Annotated in this window: 23 protein-coding genes; 6 read left to right on the top strand and 17 right to left on the bottom strand. The window is 65.1% G+C overall.

Annotated elements, in window-relative coordinates; translation table 11 throughout:
- Nucleotides 1–30: 30 nt before the first annotated feature.
- From JLZ96_RS01740 to JLZ96_RS01710, 7 genes are all read right to left on the bottom strand, one after another.
- A complete protein-coding gene (locus tag JLZ96_RS01740; protein ID WP_032365061.1) occupies nt 31–1,428 on the bottom strand; it encodes a sugar porter family MFS transporter in 1,398 nt (465 codons plus the stop codon).
- A 218-nt stretch (nt 1,429–1,646) separates the two neighbouring features.
- Nucleotides 1,647–2,393: an SDR family oxidoreductase gene (locus JLZ96_RS01735; RefSeq protein WP_201009399.1), complete on the bottom strand. Its 747-nt coding sequence runs from the start codon at nt 2,391–2,393 to the stop codon at nt 1,647–1,649.
- 92 nt (nt 2,394–2,485) lie between these two features.
- Nucleotides 2,486–3,346 carry an RNA polymerase sigma factor SigJ gene (gene sigJ, locus JLZ96_RS01730; RefSeq protein WP_201009398.1) on the bottom strand — a complete coding sequence of 287 codons (861 nt, stop codon included), beginning with the start codon at nt 3,344–3,346 and terminating at the stop codon, nt 2,486–2,488.
- Between the two features lie 97 nt (nt 3,347–3,443).
- Nucleotides 3,444–5,549: a 3-hydroxyacyl-CoA dehydrogenase NAD-binding domain-containing protein gene (locus JLZ96_RS01725; protein WP_201009397.1), complete on the bottom strand. Its 2,106-nt coding sequence runs from the start codon at nt 5,547–5,549 to the stop codon at nt 3,444–3,446.
- On the bottom strand, nt 5,546–6,772 hold the full coding sequence (locus tag JLZ96_RS01720) for a thiolase family protein (protein ID WP_032365064.1): 1,227 nt from the start codon (nt 6,770–6,772) through the stop codon (nt 5,546–5,548). The genes JLZ96_RS01725 and JLZ96_RS01720 overlap by 4 nt, the downstream gene beginning before the upstream one ends.
- 72 nt (nt 6,773–6,844) lie before the next feature.
- Nucleotides 6,845–8,125 carry a ribonuclease D gene (locus JLZ96_RS01715; RefSeq protein WP_201009396.1) on the bottom strand — a complete coding sequence of 427 codons (1,281 nt, stop codon included), beginning with the start codon at nt 8,123–8,125 and terminating at the stop codon, nt 6,845–6,847.
- Between the two features lie 59 nt (nt 8,126–8,184).
- Entirely contained in the window at nt 8,185–8,784 is a 600-nt protein-coding gene (locus JLZ96_RS01710) for a DUF3000 domain-containing protein (protein WP_027496917.1), read from the bottom strand.
- 164 nt (nt 8,785–8,948) lie between these two features.
- Here JLZ96_RS01710 and hemE point away from each other — a divergent pair, with 164 nt between their 5' ends.
- The 5 genes from hemE to JLZ96_RS01685 are packed head-to-tail and all read left to right on the top strand — an operon-like array spanning nt 8,949 to nt 15,094.
- Nucleotides 8,949–10,022 (top strand): uroporphyrinogen decarboxylase, encoded by a 1,074-nt coding sequence (gene hemE / locus JLZ96_RS01705; protein ID WP_032387502.1) that lies wholly within the window; start codon nt 8,949–8,951, stop codon nt 10,020–10,022.
- Nucleotides 10,019–11,374 carry a protoporphyrinogen oxidase gene (locus JLZ96_RS01700; protein ID WP_032388684.1) on the top strand — a complete coding sequence of 452 codons (1,356 nt, stop codon included), beginning with the start codon at nt 10,019–10,021 and terminating at the stop codon, nt 11,372–11,374. The genes hemE and JLZ96_RS01700 overlap by 4 nt, the downstream gene beginning before the upstream one ends.
- Before the next feature lie 5 nt (nt 11,375–11,379).
- Nucleotides 11,380–12,075, top strand: a complete 696-nt coding sequence (gene hemQ, locus JLZ96_RS01695; RefSeq protein WP_027496920.1) for a hydrogen peroxide-dependent heme synthase — start codon at nt 11,380–11,382, stop codon at nt 12,073–12,075.
- Nucleotides 12,072–12,776, top strand: coding sequence for an HAD family hydrolase (locus JLZ96_RS01690; RefSeq protein WP_230073514.1), 705 nt, complete (start codon nt 12,072–12,074; stop codon nt 12,774–12,776). Before hemQ ends, JLZ96_RS01690 begins: the two co-directional genes overlap by 4 nt.
- Nucleotides 12,773–15,094, top strand: coding sequence for a molybdopterin-dependent oxidoreductase (locus JLZ96_RS01685; protein ID WP_236253805.1), 2,322 nt, complete (start codon nt 12,773–12,775; stop codon nt 15,092–15,094). Before JLZ96_RS01690 ends, JLZ96_RS01685 begins: the two co-directional genes overlap by 4 nt.
- On the opposite strand, the gene JLZ96_RS01680 is transcribed toward JLZ96_RS01685, so the two are convergent.
- From JLZ96_RS01680 to JLZ96_RS01655, 6 genes are all read right to left on the bottom strand, one after another.
- Nucleotides 15,072–15,530 carry a MaoC family dehydratase gene (locus JLZ96_RS01680; protein ID WP_027496923.1) on the bottom strand — a complete coding sequence of 153 codons (459 nt, stop codon included), beginning with the start codon at nt 15,528–15,530 and terminating at the stop codon, nt 15,072–15,074. The genes JLZ96_RS01685 and JLZ96_RS01680 overlap by 23 nt on opposite strands.
- Nucleotides 15,531–15,618: 88 nt before the next feature.
- Nucleotides 15,619–16,431: a polysaccharide pyruvyl transferase family protein gene (locus tag JLZ96_RS01675; protein ID WP_201009395.1), complete on the bottom strand. Its 813-nt coding sequence runs from the start codon at nt 16,429–16,431 to the stop codon at nt 15,619–15,621.
- Nucleotides 16,432–16,555: 124 nt separating this feature from the next.
- Complete coding sequence (msrB, locus tag JLZ96_RS01670) at nt 16,556–16,984, bottom strand: peptide-methionine (R)-S-oxide reductase MsrB (RefSeq protein WP_027496925.1); 429 nt, start codon at nt 16,982–16,984, stop codon at nt 16,556–16,558.
- Between the two features lie 27 nt (nt 16,985–17,011).
- A complete protein-coding gene (locus tag JLZ96_RS01665) occupies nt 17,012–18,289 on the bottom strand; it encodes a glycosyltransferase family 87 protein (protein WP_239536511.1) in 1,278 nt (425 codons plus the stop codon).
- 47 nt (nt 18,290–18,336) lie between these two features.
- Nucleotides 18,337–19,911: an alpha/beta fold hydrolase gene (locus JLZ96_RS01660; protein ID WP_201009394.1), complete on the bottom strand. Its 1,575-nt coding sequence runs from the start codon at nt 19,909–19,911 to the stop codon at nt 18,337–18,339.
- Nucleotides 19,912–19,959: 48 nt separating this feature from the next.
- Nucleotides 19,960–20,745, bottom strand: coding sequence for a pyrimidine reductase family protein (locus JLZ96_RS01655; RefSeq protein WP_032370461.1), 786 nt, complete (start codon nt 20,743–20,745; stop codon nt 19,960–19,962).
- Nucleotides 20,746–20,779: 34 nt separating this feature from the next.
- On the opposite strand from JLZ96_RS01655, the gene zapE reads away from it, so the two are divergent.
- Complete coding sequence (gene zapE, locus JLZ96_RS01650) at nt 20,780–21,793, top strand: cell division protein ZapE (RefSeq protein ID WP_032365070.1); 1,014 nt, start codon at nt 20,780–20,782, stop codon at nt 21,791–21,793.
- Between the two features lie 21 nt (nt 21,794–21,814).
- On the opposite strand, the gene JLZ96_RS01645 is transcribed toward zapE, so the two are convergent.
- Genes JLZ96_RS01645 through JLZ96_RS01635 form a run of 4 tightly spaced genes read right to left on the bottom strand, consistent with a single transcriptional unit; the run spans nt 21,815 to nt 23,859 of the window.
- Nucleotides 21,815–22,342 (bottom strand): GNAT family N-acetyltransferase, encoded by a 528-nt coding sequence (locus JLZ96_RS01645; protein WP_236253804.1) that lies wholly within the window; start codon nt 22,340–22,342, stop codon nt 21,815–21,817.
- Nucleotides 22,339–22,791 carry a hypothetical protein gene (locus JLZ96_RS24910; protein WP_027496931.1) on the bottom strand — a complete coding sequence of 151 codons (453 nt, stop codon included), beginning with the start codon at nt 22,789–22,791 and terminating at the stop codon, nt 22,339–22,341. Before JLZ96_RS24910 ends, JLZ96_RS01645 begins: the two co-directional genes overlap by 4 nt.
- Nucleotides 22,792–22,808: 17 nt before the next feature.
- Complete coding sequence (locus JLZ96_RS01640) at nt 22,809–23,516, bottom strand: alpha/beta family hydrolase (RefSeq protein ID WP_201009392.1); 708 nt, start codon at nt 23,514–23,516, stop codon at nt 22,809–22,811.
- Nucleotides 23,509–23,859, bottom strand: coding sequence for a hypothetical protein (locus tag JLZ96_RS01635; protein ID WP_201010777.1), 351 nt, complete (start codon nt 23,857–23,859; stop codon nt 23,509–23,511). Before JLZ96_RS01635 ends, JLZ96_RS01640 begins: the two co-directional genes overlap by 8 nt.
- Nucleotides 23,860–23,970: the final 111 nt, after the last annotated feature.

Raw genomic sequence — 23,970 nt, 5'->3', positions numbered from 1 at the left:
CGGACCCGCCGTCGTTCGGGCAACCTCGATTCAGACGCCCATCTCTTCGAGTTCCATCCCCTTGGTCTCGGTGATCTTGTATTTGACGAAGAAGAAGGAAAGGAGAGCGAACAGTGCGAAGAACGAGTAGATGAAGCCGAGTCCGATGGTGTCGGACAACGGCGGGAATGCCAATGTGATGGCGAAATTCGCTATCCAGTTCGCGGCGGTACTGATGCCCAACGCCACGGCACGCATTCGATTGGGGAACATCTCTCCGAGCATCACCCACATGATCGGTCCCCATGTTGCTGCGAAGAAGACCACGAACAGATTTGCGCCGACGAGCGCGACCGGGCCCCACGGCGACGGCAATTCCAGTTGGTCGCCGCTTCCGACGGCTTGCGTGAACGAGACTGCGGCCAGGACCAAACCGACGAACATGCCGATCGAGCCGATCATCAACAGATTTCGGCGACCGAATCGATCGACGAACAAGATTGCGACGAATGTCATCGATACATTGATGACGGACGTGATCACCGACGTGACGAACGATTGATTCTCGCTGAAGCCCACCGATTTCCACAGCGTCGTCGAGTAGTAGAAGATCGCGTTGATCCCGACGAACTGCTGCAGAATCGCCATCGTGATACCGACCCACACGATCGGCTGCAGACCGAATTTGGGTCCTCGGATATCGGCGAACGAGGATTTGGATTCTCGCCGGAGAGTCAGGCGAATTTCCCGGATGCGTTCGTCGGGGTTCACTTCGCCGGTGATGTCGCCCAGAATGCGTGCAGCTTCCTCGTCGAGGTGTTTACCCACCAGGTACCGAGGTGATTCTGGAATGAGTGTCGCGAGAAATCCGTAGACCAATGCGGGCGCGACGCCGACCAGGAACATCCACCGCCACGCTTCGAGGCCGAACCACAGATCGTTCGACGGTCCGCCTGCCGCATTTTGAAGAACCGCATCCGAGAGCAGCGCGGCAAAGATTCCGACCGTGATGGCCAACTGTTGCAGCGATGCCAATCCACCGCGATAGCGAGCCGGTGCTATTTCCGAGATATACGCCGGCGCGATCACCGACGCAATTCCGATACCCAGCCCGCCGAGGACCCTCCACAACATCAGATCGGGGACGCTGAAGGCGAACCCGGACCCCACCGAGGAAATGGTGAACAGCGCAGAGCCGAGCAGCATTACCTTCTTGCGGCCCCAACTGTCGGCCAGGCGGCCGGCGAACCAGGCTCCGACCGCGCACCCGAGGAGCGCGATTGCGACCGCGAACCCCGTGACGAACGACGACAGAGCGAAATTTTCCTGGATCGAGTCGACTGCACCGTTGACGACGGACGAATCGAATCCGAACAGAAACCCGCCGACAGCGGCGGCGATGGTGACTCCGATGACCTTTGCGGTGTGCCGATCGGTCGATTGCGTCATGGCATGAACCAGCTTTCGGGTGAACAGCGTCCATGGTGGTCATCGCCATCTTCGTCCTCGCACACACGGAATGGGAGCGAAATCGCCTCGATATTCCCGGCGTTCAGTAATCGGTTCACCGGAAACGGTGAAATGTCCGATATCGCGCTGTCGAACTCGAAGTTGCGGACGGAAAACTGCCGTAGGTCGTCCATAGCTTCGAGTTCGGCGGCAGGTAGCTATCGCGCCTGGGTGGCCGACCACTGATCGAAGGTCTGGAAACCGTGATCCGAACCGGTCGTGGTGACCAGCGTTCCGTCTCGCATCGCGCGACCGTATGCGCCGGGAATCGGGACCTCGAGCACCAGGCCACGAGCACCGATGGCCCGTGCGTAGCGCCGCACCATCTCGGCCATGCGTTCTTCACGTGGTCCACCGACGTCGGCAACCCGACCTGCCGGGGACCGCTCGGCCAGATCGATCAATCGTTCGGCAACCTCGCGGGCAGCGATCGGTTGCGAGACCATCTTCGGGACGATGCTCACCGGACCGAACGACGCGCGTGCACGGATCTGAGCGGCGAATTCGTGGAATTGAGTGGCTCGCAGGATCGTCCACGGCACCGACCCGGACCGAATCATGTTCTCCTGCTCGACTTTTCCGGCGTAGTACGAGTGCGGAGCTTTGTCTATCCCCACGATGGACAGCGCCACATGGTGGGCGACTCCAGCCTCGATCTCGGCCGCCAGCAGGTTGCGGGTGACGGCGGAGAAGAACGCCGTCGATTCCTTCGCCGAGACCGTTTGTGTTGACGCGACATCGACGACAGCGTCGACGCCGGCCAGAGCGTCGGACAGGCCGGCCCCGTCGACGAGGTCGACACCGGCCGACCGCGACAGCACGACGACCTCGTGCCCACGCTCACGCGCCACGTCGACGACATGCGTTCCGACGGTTCCTGTTCCACCGGCTACGGCGATCTTCATCGTGTGTCCACCTGTCCTGTTCGGAGTCGATCGGCTCGAGGAGTTCGGGCCTCACCTGCACTGACGACGTAGCCCACGAGAATGTATGGCCGTCACGACCAGTGTCGAAGTTTCTCCGGGTTGAGCACGATCCACACGTCGGTGACCACGGCGGAATCGGTGCGGAAACCGATCACACCGGTGACCACACCGTGTCGGCGAAGGACTATCCCGGTCAGGCCGTTGACCGATTCGATCGACCGGTCGAGGTCGGTGGACTTGACGGTGATACCCCGAACGAAGCGGGCGACCCGATCGGCCCCGCGAACCGGGTTGCGGGCCGCCGACACTCGTCCGCCGCCGTCACTGACGAGGGTGATGTCGGGGGCGAGCAGTGCGACGAGCGCATCGAGATCTCCGCCGGCGGCGGCAGCCACGAAAGCGCGGACGACGCGGTCGTGGGTGTTGGGTGCGCTCGGGCCGCGTCGATCGTCGTGCACCCGTCGCCGGGCGGCCGAAGCCAGTTGGCGGCAGGCGGCGGGGGTCCGACCGAGAACGTTCGCGATGTCGTCGAATGGAACCGCGAATGCATCGTGCAGCACGAACGCGACACGTTCTGCCGGGCTCAGTGAGTCCAGAACGACGAGCAACGCCAGGCCGACGGACTCGTGGAGGGCGACGCGGTCGGCCGGGTCCGATGTGCCGTCGTCGCCGGTCGCAAGGGCTCGGACGGGTTCGGGAAGCCATTGCCCCACATAGTGTTCCCGGCGTACGCGGGCGGATCCGAGCAGGTCCAGACAGATGCGGCCGACGACGCGGGTGAGCCACGCACGGGGGACGTCGATGGCGTCACGTTCGGCGTCTGTGAGTCGGTACCAGCGGAGCAGCGCTTCCGATGCTGCGTCCTCGGCGTCGCTGTAGGAACCCAGCATTCGATAGGCGATGCCGATCAACCGACTGCGTTCGCTGTTCATCGGATCAGACCTTATCCCGACACGAAAAAGCCGAGTTCGAGGTTATGGACGAAAATCCGGAGAAATCCGTGCATAACCTCGAACTCGGCGGGTAGAGCTAGACGCTGGCTACACCGGGCGCGAGGAAGCGCTGACCGGTCGCGGCCTCGGACGCGCCGCTGCGATCCAGGTACGGAGTGATACCGCCGTTCCAGAATCCGAAGCCTCCGCCCAGCAGCAGGCACAGGTCGATGTCCTGGGCCGCGGCAACGACCCCTTCGTCGAGCATGATCTTGATCTCGTCCGCGAAGGCGTTACGGGTTCGCTCGAGAACCTGTTCGGCCGTCGACGGTGAATCACCCTGCGGCCACAGTGCGGCCACCTCGGGGTCGACGACCTGGCCCTCGGGTCCGTAAGTCCACACGCCCGGCTTCTTCGCCTCGACGAGCGCACGGAATCCGGCGGAGTCCTTGAATCGCTCCGGGTACGCCTCGGCCAGCGTTTCCGCGGTGTGCAGAGCGACTGCCGGTCCGACGAGTGCCAGCAACGTCAGCGGGCTCATCGGCATGCCGAGTTCGCCCACCGCGCCGTCGGCCACATCGAACGGGGTGCCCTCGTCGATGGCGCTGATGATCTCGTTCGACGCGCGCGTGACGAGACGGTTGAAGACGAATCCGGGGAGATCCGCCGACAGCACGGCCGACTTCTTGAGGGTCTTGGCCGTCGCGAATGCCGTTGCGAGAGTGGCGTCGTCGGTCTTCTCGCCCTTGACGACCTCGAGCAGCGGAAGTACGGCCACGGGGTTGAAGAAGTGGAAACCGACGACCCGCTCGGGGTGTTTCAGATCGGCCGCCATCTTCGTGATCGACAGCGAAGACGTGTTGGTCGCGAGAATCGTTTCGGCAGAGACGAATTCCTCGACCTCGGCGAACACCTTCTTCTTCACGTCGAGGTTCTCGAAGACTGCCTCGATAACGAAGTCGGTGTTCGCGAATGCGGACTTGTCGATCGATCCGGACACCAACGCCTTCAAGCGATTTGCGGCGTCGGGGGACAGGCGCTTCTTGCCGAGCAGCTTGTCGATCTCGCTGTGAACGTAGCCGACGCCCTTGTCGATGCGCTCCTGATCGATGTCGGTGAGAATCACCGGCACCTTCAGCTGGCGCACGAACAGCAACGCGAGCTGGCTGGCCATCAGACCGGCACCGACGATGCCGACACCGGAGATCTTGCGGGCGAGCGACTTGTCGGGCGCACCGGCGGGACGCTTCGCGCGCTTCTGAACCAAGTCGAAGGCGTACAAACCGGCACGCAACTCGTCCTTGACCAACAGCGTCGACAGCGCGTCGTCCTCGGCCGCGAAGGCCTTGTCGAGAGACGCGGAATCGGTGATGTCGGTGTTCTTGGCCAGCTCGAGCAGGTCGACGGCAGCGACCGGTCCCGGTGCGAAATTGCCGGTCTTGCCGGCCACGATGCCCCTGGCACGGGCGATGGCGTCGTCCCAGGCCTGCCCGCGGTCGATCTCGGGACGAGCAGGGGTGATCTCGCCCTTGATGACCTGAGCGGCCCACGCGAGGGACTGCTCGAGGAAGTCGGCTCCGCCGAAGAGGGCGTCGGCGATGCCGAGGTCGAGTGCCTGCTGCGGCTTGAGGACGCGGTTCTGGTTCAGTGCGTTCTCGACGACGACGGTGACCGCGTTCGAGGCTCCGATGATGTTGGGCAGCAACTGAGTTCCGCCCCATCCCGGGACCAGGCCGAGGAAGGCCTCGGGCAGGCCGAGCGCGGCGGCGTTCTCCGCGACGGTCCGGTAGTGCGAGTGCAGTCCTACTTCGAGTCCACCGCCGAGTGCGGCACCGTTGATGAAGGCAAACGTCGGAATCGTGCTCTCGCGCAGGCGACGGAACACCTTGTGGCCGAGCTGCCCGATCTGCAGCGCCTCGTCCTTGGTCTTGATGTTCGGCACACCGTTGAGGTCGGCACCGACGGCGAAGATGAACGGCTTGCCGGTGACGGCGATGGCCATCGGGTTCGCTGCGAATGCCTCGTCCAGTGCGGCGTCGAACTTGGCGAGTCCGCCGGGACCGAAGGTCGACGGCTTGGTGTGATCGAAGCCGTTGTCGAGGGTCACGAGGGCGATGGAGCCGTCGAGCCCCGGTACGGACACGATCTTGGTGAACGCGTTCGTGACTACCTCGTCCTCGAACGCCGTCGTGATGTCACTCATGCCTTGGCTCCTGAGTAGTCAGCGTGGTTGGGGTTCTCCCAGATGACGGTGCCGCCCATGCCGAGACCGATGCACATGGTCGTCAGGCCGTAGCGGACGTCGGGTTGCTGGGCGAACTGACGACTGAGCTGCGTCATCAGGCGGACGCCCGAGGAAGCGAGCGGGTGGCCACACGCGATGGCGCCGCCCCACTGGTTGACGCGGGGGTCGTCGTCGGCGATGCCGTAGTGCTCGAGGAAGGCGAGAACCTGGATGGCGAAGGCCTCGTTGATCTCGAACAGGCCGATGTCGTCGATGCTCAATCCGGTTCGGCCGAGCAACTTTTCGGTTGCGGGAACCGGGCCGATGCCCATGACGGCGGGGTCGACGCCGGCGAAGCTGAAGCCGACCATCCGCATCCCGATGTTCAGGCCGAGCTCGTGCGCGGTGTCCTCACCGGCGAGGATCGCCGCGGTGGCGCCGTCGTTGAGTCCCGCGGCATTGCCTGCGGTGACGCGACCCGCGGGCCGGAACGGCGTCTTGAGCTTGGCGAGATCGTCGACGGTGGTGCCGGGGCGAGGTGGCTCGTCCTCGGTGGCCAGGCCCCATCCTGCGGCGGATTTGGTGGCGACCGGAACGAGAGTGTCGGCGATGTAGCCGGCTTTCTTGGCCGCGTCGTACTTGTTCTGGCTCGCGACGGCGTAGGCGTCGGTGCGGTCCTTGGTGATGCTCGGGAACCGGTCGTGCAGGTTCTCGGCGGTGTTGCCCATCACCAGTGCACTGGGATCGACGAGCTTGTCGGCGAGGAAGCGCGGGTTGGGGTCGACACCCTCACCCATCGGGTGGCGGCCCATGTGCTCGACGCCACCGGCGATGACGACGTCGTACTGGCCGAATCCGATTCCCGATCCGGTGGTGGTCACCGAAGTCATCGCACCTGCGCACATGCGGTCGATCGCAAACCCCGGGACGCTGCGGGGGAGCCCGGCCAGGAGAGCGGAGGTCCGGCCGATTGTCAGGCCCTGATCGCCGGTCTGTGTGGTCGCAGCGATCGCGACCTCGTCGATGCGCTCGGGAGGAAGATTGGGGTTCTTGCGGAGAAGCTCGCGTATCGCTTTGACGACGAGGTCGTCTGCGCGAGTGTCGGCGTACATGCCCTTGGGGCCTGCTTTGCCGAACGGGGTACGGATGCCGTCGACGAAGACAACATTCCTCTGTGAGCTGGTGGACGGGGGTACAGACACGCTTTTCGATCCTCCCGACAGATGCGGACGACTCGTCCGGGTGCCCGGACGCGCCACCCACTGTAGCGGGTATTACCCGTCGGTAACTTGGGAAGGGTGCAGTGCCTTCGTCAGAACCGGCACCACCAGCGAGCGTTGCCACGGCCGAGCCCCACCCTCGGTCAACCGAGCGTCGATCATCTCTCCTGGGTCGACGCCGTCGTCGTCGGGAGTCTGCCAATCCCATACGAGTCGCCGAAGTAGATCCGGCATCAGCAGGTTCTCGACCGGTACCGACACCGATTCACTCAGCTCGGTCATCGCCGCTCGCACATCGGCCAGTCGGGACGCTGCGTCCGGATCGCGGCGGGCCCATCGGTTGACCGGGGGCGGCCCGTCGAACGATGCCGCCATCGACGGCAACTCCGCGGTGGGCAGCGCCCGTGCTCGGGTCAGGGCCGAGGCCCACAACCGAGAGGACCGACGCTGACGGGGGCCGCCGAAGACCGGTAGCTGTTCGAGTTCGCGTGAGGACTTCGGATCGGCCGTCGCCGCGGCGACGATCGCCGAGTCGGGCAGGACCCGGCTGGGCGCGACGTCGCGCTTGGCCGCCAATTCGTCTCGGGTGGTCCACAATTCGCGGACGGCAGCCAACGTTCGTGGTGACTTGATCGCATGGATTCCCGATGTCCGACGCCATCTGTCGGTTTTCGGTTTGGGCGGACCGAGGGCGAGGATGTGGGCGAATTCCTGTGCCGCCCAGTCCGTTTTGCCTTGTCGTTCGAGCTCCGCGGCCATTTCGTCGCGAAGCTCGAGCAGAACTTCGACGTCGAGGGCGGCGTAGTTGAGCCAGGTGTCGGGGAGGGGACGGGTGGACCAGTCGGCCGCGCCGTGCCCCTTCTGCAGGGCCAGGCCGAGGGTTCGCTCGACTATCGCACCGAGGCCGACGCGGTCGAATCCTGCCAAGCGGCCGGCGAGTTCGGTGTCGTACAGCGTGGCGGGGACGAGCCCCAGTTCGGCGAGACCGGGCAGGTCCTGGTCCGCGGAGTGCAATACCCATTCGAGCGGGTTGATGACCTCCGCCAGTGGCGCGAGGTCGTCGGTGACGGGAATGGGGTCGAGCAACACGGTGCCCGCGCCCCGGCGGCGGAACTGCACGAGGTACGCACGTTGGGAGTAGCGGAAGCCGGACGCGCGCTCGGCGTCGACAGCGAGGGGCCCGTGGCCTGCGGCGAGTGCCTCTGCGGCTGCGCGAACGGCATCGACGGTGTCGACGACGTCGGGAACCCCGTCAGCGGGGGCCAACAACGGAACGGCGACAGGCTCGTCCGCTTCTACATCCGACGCGGCGTCCGGGGAACTCTCGGCTGACATGAGATGTGACTCTAGGCCCTGGGGCCGAACGGACCGGCAACTATGTACGACTGGAACTGCTATGTCCGACTGGAACTGCGCTGACCGAGGGTGGTGATGCCCGCGGGCGGCAGGCCCGCGGCGTAGGCGAGCACCTCGCAGAACGCCTCGACGTGGGTCGAGAGATCCTCGGACGTCGCCGTCCAGGACGCGCGAAGTTCGAGTTGGTGAGCCTTCGGCGGGCCGGCGATGTCGCCGTACCGTACCGAGCTGGTCGAGGTGACCGTGCCACCGAGCGCGTTCAACGGTTCCGATCGCGATTCGAGGGCGTCGACCAGCCAACTCCAGCCGACCTCGGGGAGCAGCGGATCGTCGGCGAGGGACTCGTCCACGTCGGCCTGGATGTACGCGACCAGGCGGTGAGTGCCGTTCCAGGCCTCGGCACCGTCGGGGTCGTACAACAGGATCAGACGGCCGAACGCGTCGCCGTCGCTCTGTTCGTCGATCTGCTCGGAGTCGGCGTGCTTGACCTCGGCACCGATCGCATAGCTGTACGGAGCGAGTCTCTGCGGCGGCCGAATCGGACCGATTTCGATTGCCGGGTGTACCTGCGCCCGATGCATCGCGTCGATGGCGGCGCGGAAAGGCGCAGGTTCGGCGTCAGATCGGTGCTCGGTCACGTCACCGGACGTTAGACGCGTCACGTTGCCCTGCGATGGAGGCGCGCCGAGCCGTGATCGAACTGCGCCGAGCGTCCGTCGAACGATCCGAGTGTCCTGAACTGCGATGAGTGTCTCGCCCTCGAGGGTAGCGGCGGTTGTCGCACGTGGCAGCATGGACGGTGATGAACGCCGAATCGCACACCGCAGCCCCCGCCCGACGAGAACTTCCGGAGGCGCCGTTTCTGGCCGCGATCGACGGTCGACCGACGTCGAGGCGGCCGGTGTGGTTCATGCGTCAGGCCGGCAGGTCCCTTCCGGAATACCGCAAGATCCGTGCAGGCATCGGGATGTTGGACTCGTGCTTCCGGCCCGATCTGGTCGCCGAGATCACCTTGCAGCCCGTACGTCGTCACGACGTCGACGCAGCGATCCTCTTCTCCGACATCGTGGTTCCGCTCAAAGCCGCGGGCATCGATCTCGACATCGTCGCCGGTACTGGACCGGTGGTTGCGCATCCGGTGCGTTCGGCTGCGGACGTCGCGGCTCTGCCCGTCCTCACCTCCGACCAGGTGCAGCCGGTGGCCGACGCCGTCCGCATTCTCACTCGTGAGCTGGGAACCACCCCGCTGATCGGATTTGCCGGCGCACCCTTCACTCTTGCGTCGTACCTGGTCGAGGGTGGTCCGAGCCGCAATCACGAGAAGACCAAAGCTCTGATGCGGTCCGATCCGGCCACGTGGCACGCCTTGCTCGACGCATTGGCCTCCACCACGATCACCTTTCTGCAGGCCCAGCTGGCTGCGGGCGTCGACGCCGTTCAGGTGTTCGACTCCTGGGCGGGTGCACTCTCGCTCGCCGATTACCGCGAGTACGTATTGCCGCACTCGACACGAGTGTTCGACGCCGTGTCCTCGGCCGGCGTCCCGAAGATCCACTTCGGGGTGGGCACCGGAGAACTGCTCGGTGCCATGGGCGAGGCCGGTGCCGACGTGGTCGGGGTCGACTGGCGGATTCCGCTCGACGACGCGGTGCACCGGGTGGGCCACGGCAAGGCTCTGCAAGGCAATCTCGATCCCGCAGTGCTGTTCGCGGGCTGGGACGCAGTCGAGGCCGAGGTCCGACGCATTGCCGCCGAGGCGGATCGTGCGATCGCGGCCGGTGCCCGCGGCCACGTGTTCAATCTCGGCCACGGCGTGCTTCCCGATACCGATCCCGACATCCTGACTCGCGTCGTCTCGTTGGTGCATTCGTTGTGACCGTCCGGCGTTACGCCGTTGTCGGCGGCGGAATTTCCGGCCTCGTCGCGGCGTATCGCTTGCGGCAGGCGTGCGGGCCCGACGCAGAGATCACTCTCGTCGAGGCATCGTCCCGGGTGGGCGGCACCCTGCGCACCACCTCGGTCGGCGATCAGTCGCTCGATGTCGGTGCCGAGGCATTCATCGGTCGCCGCCCGGAGGTGCCCGCGCTGCTTGCGGAACTGGGGCTCACCGATCAGCTCGTGCACCCGTCGACGGTGCGACCGCTCGTCTTCTCCGGTGGTCGCACTCATCCACTTCCGGTGGGCACCCTGATGGGTATCCCATCGTCGGCGGAGTCCGTCCGAGAGCTGGTCGATCCGTCCGAGCTGCACATCATCGACACCGAGACCGAGCGGCCGTTTCGATGGGTCCGGGGCTCCGATGCCAGCGTGGCCGATCTCGTGGGCACACGTTTCGGGAACCAGGTGGTGAGCCGTTCGGTCGATCCACTGCTCGGCGGGGTCTACTCCGGTTCGGCGAGCTCCATCGGTGTCCGTGCTGCGCTGCCGACGCTGGCCGCTGCGTTGGACAACGGCGCGGCGAACCTGACCGAGGCTGTGCTGACGGCACTCCCGACTCCGTCCCCGGGGCCGGTGTTCGGTGGACTCCGGGACGGCTACGCGGTGCTGCTCGATGCCTTGGTTACAGCCACCGACGCTCGCGTTCTGCGCGAGACGAGCGTCGGCGAGATCCGCCGTGAGTCGGGCGGCTGGTTCGTCGATCGGGTGGGTGTGGTCGACGGGGTCGTGCTGGCGGTACCGGCACCGATACTGGCCGATCTCATCGCAGACCTCGCACCGGACGCGTCGCGCGCGGCCCGTGAGATCGAACTGGCGTCGTCGACGGTCGTGGCGATGGCGTTTCCGACGTCGACCGAGCTGCCGCAGAATTCGGGAATTCTGGTGGCGACGGACGCGGGGCTGGACGTGAAGGCGTTCACGCTGTCCAGTCGAAAGTGGCCGCACCTGGCCGAGCGTGAGGCGGTACTGCTGAGAGCCTCGCTCGGGCGATTCGGCGACGACACCGCCGCGCAGCGATCCGACGAGGACACGATCGACGTCGCGCTCGCCGACCTGGCCACGGTCGCGGGTATCGACACCCGGCCGCTGGCAGTGACCGTCCAGCGGTGGCCGGGCGGACTGCCGCAGTACGCTCCCGGACACCTCGACCGCGTCGCCGCCATCGAATCCGGAGTGTCCGAACTCGCCGGGCTCGCCGTGACCGGAGCGTGGCAGCGCGGCGTCGGGGTACCGGCCTGTATTGCGTCCGCCACCACCGCTGCCGCCCGTCTGGTCGAGGTGGCACGATAGGGGCCATGGCACGCCTCGATTACTCAGCGCTCAATTCGACTCTTCGGTACTTGATGTTCTCGGTCTACAAGGTCACACCCGGGGTTCTGGGCGACGACCGCGCGGCCGCTGCGAAGGAAGCAAGGGCATTCTTCGAGGGCCGTGAGGACAAGGGTGTCGTCGTGCGCGGGGTCTACGACATCGCCGGCATGCGGGCCGATGCCGACTTCATGGTGTGGACGCACGCCGAGCGCATCGAGGACCTTCAGGCGACGTACTCCGACTTCCGGCGCACCACCGCGCTGGGCAAGGCGAGCACGCCGGTATGGAGCAACACCGCACTGCACCGCCCCGCCGAGTTCAACAAGAGCCACGTGCCTGCGTTCATCGCGGGCGAGGATCCGGGCGCCTACATCTGCGTGTACCCGTTCGTCCGCTCGATCGACTGGTACCTGCTGCCCGACGAGGAACGTCGGACGATGCTCGCCGATCACGGGAAGGCAGCGCGCGACTACAAGGACGTGCGCGCCAACACCGTCCCCTCGTTCGCGCTCGGTGACTACGAGTGGATCCTGGCTTTCGAAGCACCCGAGCTCGACCGCATCGTGGACCTGATGCGCGATCTCCGGGCCACCGAGGCACGCCGACACGTGCGCGAGGAGACGCCGTTCTTCACCGGCCCTCGGGTCGAGGTGGACGCGCTCGTCGAATCACTACCGTGACGGGGACGGACACACCCATCGTCGACGCCGTTCTCTTCGACTTCTCCGGCACACTCTTCCGACTGGAAGAGGAGCCGTCGTGGTTCGACGGTGTGCACGATGCCGACGGCGTTCCGGTCGACGGAGCCGGAGCCGCCGAGCTCATGCGACGCATGACCGCTCCGGTCGGCGAGACCGTCGAGTTCGACGACGCCACTCGGCACGCATGGCGTCATCGCGATCTGGATCCGGCCCTGCATCGGCAGGCGTATCTGCACGTTCTGGCGCAGTCCGGCATCACCGACGAGGCACAGGCCGAATCGGTGTACGGACGAGTCATCGACGCCGACTCCTGGACGCCCTATCCCGACACGGAAGCGGCACTGTCGACATTGGCGGGACGGTCGATTCGGGTCGGGGTGCTGAGCAACATTGCCTTCGACATCCGTCCGGCGTTCACTGCTCGGGGCCTGGACCGGTACGTCGACGAATTCGTGCTCTCGTTCGAAGTCGGTCACGTCAAACCGCAACCGGAGATCTTCCGACATGCGGTGGCCGCTCTCGGCGTCGAGCCCGCGCGGACGCTGATGGTGGGCGACAGCGCCGAGGCCGACGGCGCGGCACAGGAGATCGGGTGCAGTTTCGCACTCGTCGATCCGGTGCCGACGGCCGAGCGTCCCGACGCACTGCTGGCAGCGTTGAGCGCGTTCGGGATTCGATGACCGGAGTGACCGGCGTCCAGCACATGGGCCACTGGGGGATGTTCCGCGCCGACTCGGACGGACGTGACGTCACCGCGATTCATCCTCAGGTGACGGACAGCAATCCTTCCCCGGTGCTGGGCAACCTCGTCGGCTCGGTGACCCATCGATCCCGAGTCACCTCGCCTGCGGTACGCAGGGGCTGGCTCGAGAACGGTCCCGGCCCCACCGACAGGCGCGGTAGCGAGGAGTTCGTCGACGTCTCGTGGGACGAGCTCACCGACCTGTTGTCGCGCGAGTTGCGCCGCGTGGTGGACACATTCGGCAACAACGCCATCTACGGCGGGTCGTACGGTTGGGCCAGTGCCGGCCGCTTTCATCATGCGCAGAGTCAGGTACACCGCTTCCTGAACTGCATCGGCGGCTACACGCGATCCGTGCACAGCTATTCGCTCGGTGCGACCGGCGTCATCATGCCGCACGTGCTCGGCGCGCACTGGAAGATGTTCTCGCGCTCCACATCCTGGTCCGTGATCGCCGAACACACCGAACTGCTGGTGGCGTTCGGCGGAGTTCCGGTGAAGAACACCGGCATCAATCACGGTGGTACGTCGGATCATCCGACCGTCGGTTCGCTCGACGCGATGCGCGCCCGCGGCGGGCAGATCGTCACCGTCGGTCCCTTGCGCAACGACATGTCGGGCGAGGCGCGGTGGATCGCCCCACGGCCCGGAACCGACGTGGCGATGATGCTGGCTCTGGCATACGTCCTGGCCGACGAAAAACTGCACGACACAGCGTTTCTGGAGAAATACTGCGAGGGTTACCCCGAGTTCGAGCGCTACCTTCTCGGTGTCTCGGACGACACTCCCAAGACCCCGCAGTGGGCGTCGGAGATCTGCGGTATCGAGCCGTCCGTAATCGCAGAGCTGGCACGGGACATGGCGTCGAAACGCACGATGGTGACCGTCACGTGGTCCCTGCAACGTACGCAGCACGGTGAACAGGCTCCGTGGATGGGCATCACGTTGGCAGCGATGTTGGGCGAAATCGGCGTGCCCGGTGGGGGATTCGGACACGGATACGGCTCGATGAACGAGCCCGGCCTCGCTCCTGTGCCCTATCCGTTGCCCACACTGCCGCAGGGAATCAATCCGGTGGCCGATCTGATTCCGGTTGCAGCTGTCTCGGACATGCTGCTCAACCCCGGGCACGAATTCGACTACGACGGCCGACGTTTGGTCTATCCCGACATCAAAGTGGTCTATTGGGCGGGCGGCAACCCGTTTCATCACCACCAGGATCTGGGACGATTGCGCCGGGCACTCGGCAGGCCCGATACCGTCGTCGTCCACGATCCCTACTGGACGCCGATGGCCAAGCACGCAGACGTCGTAGTCCCGTCGACCACATCGCTGGAACGGTCGGATCTGAGCTGCACACGCAACGATCCACTGCTCGTGGCCATGGCGCCGGCTGCCGAGCGATTCGCCGATTCACGCGACGATTACGACACTTTCGCGGAACTCGCTATGAAACTCGGTGTGGGGCAGCAGTTCACCGAGGGGCGCACGTCACAGCAATGGCTCGAGCACATGTACGGGCAGTGGCGCGAGTACTTGCGGGCCGACGGCGTGCAGACCCCGGAATTCGAAGACTTCACGCGTGAGGGCTCGTTCCGGATGAAGACCGAGGACGAGTTGACGTTCCTGGAGGATTTTCGCCAGGACCCGATCGGCAACGCGCTGCGGACACCGAGCGGCAAGATCGAGATCTTCTCGGCGACGGTCGCGGGGTTCGTTTACGAGGATTGCCGCGGGCACCCGATGTGGTTCGAGCCGCAGGAATGGCTCGGCGGGCCGCGGGCCGAGCAGTTTCCTCTGCACTTGATCGCCAACCAGCCGCGCACCAGGCTGCACAGTCAGCTCGATCACGGTGCGGTGAGCCGGAATTCGAAGGTTCAGGGCCGAGAGCCGATACGAATGCACCCGTCTGCGGCGGAGGCCAGGGGAGTGTCGGACGGCGATGTGGTGCGAGTGTTCAACGACCGCGGTTCGTGCCTGGCCGGGGTGGTCGTCGACGACGCGATGCTCGAAGCGGTAGTTCAGTTGTCGACCGGGGCCTGGTACGACCCGCTCGATCCGGCTGATCCCGATTCGATGTGCAAGCACGGCAGCGTGAACGTTCTCACCGCCGACGTCGGGTCGTCGTCGCTCTCGCGAGGGTGCACCGGGCAGCACGTGCTGGTGGAGATCGAACGCTACGACGCGCCGCTGCCGCCGATCACTGCGTTCGATCCACCGGTGACACGATCGGTCAGAACACCACCCGCGAGATGATCTCGGCAACCAAGGCCGGCTTGTCCTCGCCTTCGATCTCGAGCGTTGCGGTCGTCACGATCTGCAACGCTCCGCCCGACGCGTCCTCGACAGAGGTGAGGGTGGTCCGCAACCGGACATGGGATCCGACCTTGACAGGGTTGATGAAGCGAACTTTGTTGGAGCCGTAGTTGATTCCGAGTTTGGTGTTCTCGATGGTGTAGATCTGCCAGTTCAGCATCGACACGAGCGACAGACTCAGGAATCCGTGGGCGATCGGAGCGCCGAACGGGCTCTCTTTTTTCGCTCGTTCGACGTCGACGTGGATCCACTGGTGGTCGCCGGTGGCGTCGGCGAAGGTGTTCACCCGTTCCTGGGTGATCTGGAGCCAGTCGCTGGTTCCCAGTTCTTCGCCGACGGCCGCCTTGATCTGCTCTGGTGAGGTGAAAGTGCGCATGCTCACAGTATGCACCGTCGCAATAGGGCGCTCGAAAGCGATCATGTGGGAGCGAATGATGACCGGCTCGAGTGTCGGCCTGTCGAATTCAGGCTGTGTAGGGCGGAGCGAAAGGAAAGGCTCCGATCAGATTGTCCTGAATTTCTTTCAGATTCGGGACCAGCCGATATTCGTGCTGTAGCTGCGCGATTCGATCGTGATCTCGCGCAAGGTCCGACGAATGCTGGACAGCTTCTCGGTCGAATGCAGAGTAATAATCGTCGAATTTGTATCCGTTGCCGCCTATGTCTTGCGGCAGCTTTATCCATGCGTTGGGGATGCCGTACGAGTCTGCGACGATCAACCCGTGCAGACTCGTGGACATCACGAAGTCACATGCAGTGATGTCGGCGATGACCTTGGCCGGCTTTCTGGACGGGTCGATCAACGTGACTCTCTTGTCTCGCGCAAGCGAGCGCACTACGGGATCCTTCTTGTGCACCCAGTGGTAGACGAGGCCGATCCGGCCGGGTACACGTGGGGAGCGTGCATAGACTCTGTTCGCCAGCAGCCCGGGGTCCCCGACCGCGGCCTCGCGCTCGGACTTGATGCGTCCCAGCGACAGATGTCCGCGAACCGCGTAGAAGTCGAAATCGGGGTAGCTGAAGTCTCGTTCGTGGGCGGCGTCACTGAGCATGAAACCCGAGCCCCAGACCTTGAGACCCTTCCGGGCCTGCATGAGCTGGACCATTTCCAGGGTGGAACCTGCCCCGATCATGTCGCAGCGCTTCGCGCGACGCCAGGAACACTTCTGCCCGAACAATGTTCCGACCAGTCCCGGCGTCAATTCGTCACCGAAATTGGGTGTGACGCCGGTGATTTTCACCTGGCGCCACCAGAAGGTCTTGATCGACGTGGCCACAACCCCAAAGCTACCCTAACGATCGGGTCAAGCAGAGGTAATCTCCGGGTTCGCGGCTCGGTTTCGACGCATCCTCAGCACAGGTTCGCCGAGTGCGCGGCGATCCCCGGGATGTCCGGACCGATCAGGATGCAGGCTTGAGCACCAGAGAAATCGAGTTGATGCAGTACCGCTGGTCGGTCGGGGTGGGGTAGCCCTCGCCCTCGAAGACGTGGCCGAGGTGGCTGTGGCAGTTGCGGCAAACGACCTCGACGCGGCGCATACCGAGGGTGGTGTCCTCTTTCAGGATGACGGCGTCGCTGTCGGCCGGGTCGAAGAAAGACGGCCATCCGCAATGCGATTCGAACTTCTCAGTGCTGCGGAACAGTTCGGCTCCGCAGGCGCGGCACTCGTAGATGCCTTCGGTGGTGGTGTCGGTGTATTCGCCGACGCCCGGGCGCTCGGTACCGGCCTGACGCAGAACCGCGTACTCCTCGGGTGTCAGCTTCTCCCGCCACTGCGCGTCGGTGAGCTGGACGGCCGGAGCGGCATTGTTGTCTGTTGCTGAACTCATGCTGACACGCTAATACGATTTGCCGGGTTATGCCGTTTTCGCTGGTGACGCGGTCGGTAACAGGTAGCTGGGCTCGATTCCCTCGTCGAGCCGTCCCTCTGATCTCGCGGCGAACCAGCGTCCGACGAGCACTCCGAAGATCACGACGATCAGCAGCGCCCAACCGAAGGTGGTGCGGAGATAGTCGAGGGCCCGTCCGGTTTCGATCCACCGTCCGGACAACCAACGATCGGCGTTCATGAACCCGTAGATCGCGAGCCAGGCCGGCCAGTTCCGGAGTAGCGAGTTCCTGAGCACGACCGTCATGAGCAACGGGAACAGCATCATCGAGTAGTACATCTGGCCCAGTGAGCCCAGCAGCCAGTGCGCGGTGAGGATCAGGCCGGAGGTGGTGGCGAAGAAGAACAGTCGATCTTCTCGGCAGTACCGGTAGAGCAACCACAGCGAGACCAACACCATGATGCCCAGGACGGCGCGGATGCCGAGGGTCAGGAACTCGGGCACTCCGTAGTAACGGCCGTTGCCGACGACAGCGCTGTTGAAGTAGTCACGCGTCTGCAGCAGGTACGGCAGCGTCCGATCGATGAAATTCATGGGATCGACGGACAACGGCCAGGCGATGGCCATCATCACCACCGGGATGGCAATCGAGGTGATGAACACCTTCCACTGTCTCGTCATCAGGGGGAGCAGCAGCAGTGGTGCGAGCATCGGCTTGATCGCCAGGGTCAAGCCCATCGCGACACCGGCGGACAAATCCTTGCGCTGCAACAGGAATCCGAGAAACGCCACTTCGCCGAGGAGTACGAAACCGTTGAAGTTGGTGAACACCAGTGTGTTCGTCACCGTCTCGCTGACGAAGGCAGCCAGGAGCAGGGCGGGTGCAGCCACCGAGTCCAGTCGGAAGCCGAAGATGCGCAGCAGGATGTACAGCGCGACGAGGATGGCCACGGTGCTGGCAAGGATGAACAGCCAGCGAGAGCGCTCCGGGTCGATGATGGCGATGGGGGAGAGCAGCATCGTCGCGCTCGGCTGGTACAGGTAATGAGGATCGACCGAATCGAAGTTCGCGGTGTACACCGGCTGCCGGTTGAGGAACGCGAGAGCTGCGTTGTACACCGGGTTGAAGTCGTTGGTGACATCGCCGTTGACCGCCCTGATCACCACCCGATGCACGACGGTCATGATGGCGATCGGCCAGAGCGCGTACTTGATTACTTCGGCGGTGGTCCGCCCGGTACGCGGCTCCAGAAAGCTAAGTGACACCCGCGAACGGTACCCGAGACGGTCGGTGCGGCCGTTCAGGACACCCCGCGGGGCCCGTGTCTTTCGCGACCCTCCGAGGAGTCGAGTCAGGCCGGACAGACGGTGCCGTCGGTCGGAAGCGTCGTGTCTCGGGCGTAGGTGACAGCAGCACTCTGCAGGCACTGCGACCCGCCGATGCTCGGATGCCCGCTGCCCTGCCAGGCGGCCGACGCGACGGCGGCACCCGTCGCACCGATCAGGCCGGTGACCGAGGACAGGCCGCCGTTGCCGACGATCGGGTCGCCGGCGTTGGACAGCACCAGGACCGGAACGTCCAGCGAGGTGGGCAGTGGGACGGAGGGAGCTGTCGGCCAGGACGAGCACAGCAATGCCGTCAGGGCAGCGTCGGTTCCGTAGATCGGGTAGCGGTCGGCCCACCCCGGTGCCAGGTCGCGGACGCCCTGCGGAGAGGGCCACTGCTGCCCGTCCGTGCAGCGGGCGACGAACTGGCCGTCGGTGCTGTACGCCGCCCGGCCTCGTTCGGCGAGCGCTGCGAGCGCAGTCGTGTCGGAGGCGGCGGCAGCGGAGAGCGTCGAGGACAGATCTCTCGCCCGCGTCGACGCGTCTTCCGCGGTCGAGGCCAGCGCAAAGGTGATCGCGTCGAGAATTTCGTGTGTGGACAGCGGTGCGAATTCGCCGCCGGCGGCGCGCTTGATCAACTGTGCCACTGCGGCCGTCGGGTCACTTCCGAGCGAGCAGTTCAGCGCGACGCAACGCTGTGCGAAGGCAGCGAACGCCGCTTCCTTGCCCTGAGTTCGCTGCTCGGCGAGCGTTGCCGGGTCGGCGTTGACGCCCGTCGGCGAATCGAGGATCAGCCGCGCGACGTTGTCGGGAAACTTCGCGGCGTAGGCCATGGCGGTGAGAGAACCGTTCCCCGCTCCGATCAGGCCGATCCGGTCCACGCCCCACAACTGCCGAAGCCGATCGAGATCGTCCGCGGCGTACCCGGTGCCGAAGGCGAGTTCCTGCGGCTGCAGGGTGTCGGTGCATTCGATGGTGGCGTCTCGTCCGGCGTCGACCGCGCGGTCGACGGAGTCCGAGTCGGATCTGGAGAACTGTCCCAGGGCATCGACGGCAGCCTTGGTAGGCGCCTGGGGGGTGTCGTCGATGCAGTCCACGGCCGTCGAGCGTCCGATGCCGCGGCGATCCACGGCAACGATCGGATGTGCCTCGAGCAGCGTGGCGAGTGGGCCGGCGGCCATCGTGGCCAAGGTTGCGATCGACGAACGATCCGAACCGGACGTGAACACCAGGGGCCCGGCATCGACGGGTGTCCGGTCGAGTTTGGCCCGAAGCGCCCCGACGGCGAAGGTGCCGAACATCTGACCGCTGGCGTCGACATCGGCCTCGTACTCACCGCATTCGAGTGTCAGGCCCGGCGTGGTGGCGGTGAGCCCGAACATCCCGAGAGTGGCCGAGGTGCACTCGGACCAATCGAGGTCGGTGGTCGGAACATCGAGTGCAGCCGGTTCGGGCGGGGTTGCGGGCGACGACTCGGCGGGCTGACCGGGCGAGCGCTGCTCCACCGCCACTTCGGGACGGATCGACGGGCCGCCTCCACAGGCCGCGCAGACCGTGGCGACGAGGAGTACTGCGGCGAGCAACGAACGTTTCTGCGTCACGGTGCGAGGCTATCTACTTTTGCTTCGCTGCCGCGCCCGCGTCTCTCGTCACGGCCGCACCCAGCGGGTCAACAGCGTGCCGTCGGTGTCGCCGAGCACGAGTGCGCGCTGCATGGACGTATCGGCGGCGTGTGCGGCATGGGCGATGCGGCCGGCAGGCCCACTGATCACCTTCGGTGAGATCGTCAGGCACACGTCGTCCGCCGCCCCGTCGGACACCAGCTGACCGAACAGTCCTGGTCCGCCCTCGCACAGCACGCGACCGAACCCGAGCTGGGACAGAGACTCGACAATGTCGGTGGTCGACACCGATTCGCCGGACACCTCGAGCACCGTCGCCCCGGCCGTCCGGAGTTCGCCTACCGCAGAGCGGTCCGCCGCGGCGGACGTGAGCACCACCGGCATCACCGCTGTGTCCGTCAGTAGGCGAGACCGCGCATCGATGGAGCCGGAGGCGGTGACGACCACGATGGTCGGCACCGATTCCTGACCGTTCGCCTGCCGGCGAGAGATGACATCGGGAGACAGGGCGACCCCGCCGTAGTTCTCTCCGCGCACGGTGCCGGCGCCGACGAGCACCGCATCGCACAGCTCACGCAGGATGCCGAACAACCGGGTGTCTGCCGGGGTGCCCAATCCGGCCGAGGCACCGTCGGAGGTGACGGACCCGTCGATACTGGAGACGAAATTGGTACGGATCCACGGTCGGCCCACATCGGTCGGGTAGGCATACAGCGATCGCAGACCGTCGTCGTCCACTTCCGTTCCGATGGCGGGGAGCGCTGCGGCGGCCTGCTCCGATGTGAAGTAGGTCCCAATATCGAGAAGCTGCATGAGTCACATGAGACCACGTCGTTACGCTCGATCAATGCCCGCACGCCTTGTCGACCGAAATCCCGTGGTCCCCTCCGATCAGCTGATCGCGCAGATGGTTCCGCCGGCGATGTTCGACGACGTCAGCTTCTCCTCGTACATTCCCGATCCCAAGGAGCCGACGCAGGCCGCTGCGGTCGCGAAAGCCGAGGAATTCGCGAACAAGGTGCAGAAGATTCGCGGCAAGGGCAAGCGCGGGCTGTTCGGTAAGAAGACCCCGGCCACCGGTGCGGGGCTCTACCTCGACGGCGGCTTCGGCGTCGGTAAGACCCACTTGCTGGCCTCGATCTATCACAGCGTCCCCGAACCGAAGGCGTTCGGCACGTTCGTGGAGTTGACGCACGTCGTCGGTGCATTGGGCTTCAACAAGGCTCTCGAAGAGCTCTCGAACCACAGTGTTCTGTGCATCGACGAGTTCGAGCTCGACGATCCGGGCGACACGATGTTGGTCTCGCGACTGCTGTCGGAGCTCTCGCAGCGCGGCGTGTCCATCGTGGCGACGTCGAACACCCTGCCCGGCCAGCTCGGCGAAGGCCGCTTCGCGGCCGAGGACTTCCTGCGGGAGATCAAGAAGCTCGGTTCGATCTTCGAGTCCGTCCGCGTCGACGGTCCCGATTACCGGCACCGCGATCTGCCGCCGGCCCCGGAGCCGACGTCGGAGGCCGAGCTCGTCGAGCGTGCCGACGGTATCGAGGGCGCGACCCTGGACGACTTCGACGACCTGCTGGCGCACCTGAGCACGCTGCACCCGTCGCGCTACGGCAAATTGTTGGACGGTATTCCCGCGGTGTTCCTGAAGAACGTGCACCCGGCTTCCGATCAGGCAATTGCGTTGCGACTGGTCGTCCTCGCCGACCGCCTGTACGACGCGGGTATTCCGGTGACGGCCTCGGGTGGCAAGCTCGACGAGATCTTCACCGAGGAGATGCTCGCGGGTGGTTACCGGAAGAAGTACCTCCGTGCGACGTCCCGTCTGCTCGCACTGTCTCGTTTCGCTGCCGTCGGCTGACCTGCCTCGGTCGAGGCAGGCTCAGAGCTGCACCTGCATGACGTAGTCGTCGTGCGTCCGGTCGCCGACGACGAACGTCTTGGTGCCGACTGTCTCGAATCCGTACTTGGCATAGAACTTCTGGGCGCGGACGTTCTGTTGGTTGACGCCCAGCCACGCCCCTCGGCAGCCATGCCGACGAGCACTGTCCAGCGCCGACGTCATCAGGCGCGCTGCGACTCCGCCGCCGTGTTCGGTGGGTCGGACGTACAGCTTGCTGATCTCTACCGTCGGCTCGTGGGACAGCGCCGAGCGGATGCCGGAGTCGGTGGGAGTGCCGAACACCAGCATCGCGTATCCGAGTACCTGTGCCTCAGCCGACTCGTCGAGCAGTACGGTCCGGTTCGGGTCGACGATGTACGTCTCGAAGTGCTTGGCAGACAACACGTTCGAGATGAAAGTCTCGATATCACCGGGTTGCGTTCCCGGTGGGCAGGCCAACGGGAAGGTCAGTGCGGCCAGGTCGGCGACTCGGTGCGCATCCGCCGGGCCCGCCTCACGAACGCTCACAGCTGATCGACGGCATTCTTCGCGTCCCGCAACGACAGTCCTGTTCGATCGCGCAGCAGCTTGATCGCCGCAATCGCTTTGCCTTCCGATTTGAGTGCCGTCAATCGGGGGAGGAGGTCGTCCCATCGCACGGGACCCGAACTCGCTGCATCGAGAATGGTCGACGGGGGAGGAAACGGTGCTCCGCGTTGCATCGTCTCGATTGCGTTCTTGGCATCGAGCAATCCGGCACCGGTTCGATCACGGAAGACCTTGATGGCCTGAATCTTCTTGTCGGCGGCCAACAATCGGTGAATTTCTGCTCGCGCACCGTCGTCCAGTCCTACCAGCTTCAGGCTCTGGGACGTGGCACGCGATCTGTCCGGCTTTCGACGCGCGAGGAACCAGGCCGCGAGCACCGCGGTATCGACGAGGACCAGCGCAACGATGAACCATCCCCAGGTCGGCATAACGTCAGTACACCACTTCAGCGTGACGGGTCGAAGAGCGGGACGACGCCCGACGGATCGGCGAGCGGCGATTCGAACAGTGAGACAGCAGCATCGAGAGTCCGCTGCGCTGCGTCGTACTTCGCCGGTGCGAGATCGTGGCCTGCACCGTCGATGTCGATCAGCAGTGTGGGCGCGGGAACCATAGCGAACGCCGCCCCGAGTTCTTCGGTGGTAGCGAACGGATCCTTGGTGCCGTGCAGCACAACAGTGGGGGTACGTAGGTCGGGCAGATGGTGGGTCCGAAGCTTGTCGGGCTTTCCCGGTGGGTGCAGGGGATAGGACGTCAGCACCAGACCGTCCACGAGACCCGGCTGCTCCGACGCGATCATCGATCCCTGCCTGCCGCCGTACGAATGCCCGCCGAACACGACGAACCCGTCGGTTTCGGCACGCAGTCGATCGACGGCCGCGGCGATCCCCATCCGGTCCTCCTCGGAACGGGAGGGATGCGGAGGACCCTTGGCCTTGCGGACTCGGAACGGGAGGTCGAACCGCAACACCGTGAAGCCGGCCGCCGCCCACACCGACGCAATGTTCTGTAGGAGCACCGACCCACAGTTGCCGCCCGCACCGTGAGTGAGAGCGAGCCCTCCGCGCGACGGGATCGGCGGCGTGTGAACAAACGCGACGCCCCCGCCGAGTTCGATGTCGGCGGGGGCGTCGGGAACGTCGTGTTCAGCCATCGGTCGAGGACGTTACCTTTTCGTCGCTGCCGGCGTGATCGGTGTCCGTGCTGTCTGTTTCGGAGCTGTCGGATACATCCTGATCGTCGGCATCCACCATCTCACCGTTGTCGTCGACCATGTCGGCAAAGGCTGTACCCGCGACGGTGCCGTTGGTTCCGGGGAGAGCCACAGTGGGCCGAGCGCCGGGTCGGTATCGGTCGTCGAGTCCCTCGACCGATTTCTTCGCTTCTTCGAGTGTGGCGTCGTCGACCTGAGGCTCTTCGCTGTCGGTCGCGCTACCGGGGCCGGCCGTGTCGGTGGGTGTTTCGTCCGTGGGTGCACTGCGAGCATCGTCCGACACGTGAGTGTCCTTCCATCGAAGTGTGTGCGTCGTCTCCACTGTGCACTTCTATGGCGTGAATCACCACCGAGACTGGGCAAGACACAAAAAAGGACCCCCTCGAAAGGGGGT

The sequence above is a fragment of the Rhodococcus sp. NKCM2511 genome (genome assembly GCF_014905595.1).
GTDB classification, from domain to species: Bacteria; Actinomycetota; Actinomycetes; order Mycobacteriales; family Mycobacteriaceae; genus Rhodococcoides; species Rhodococcoides fascians.
This window is presented reverse-complemented; position numbering and strand designations above follow the sequence as displayed.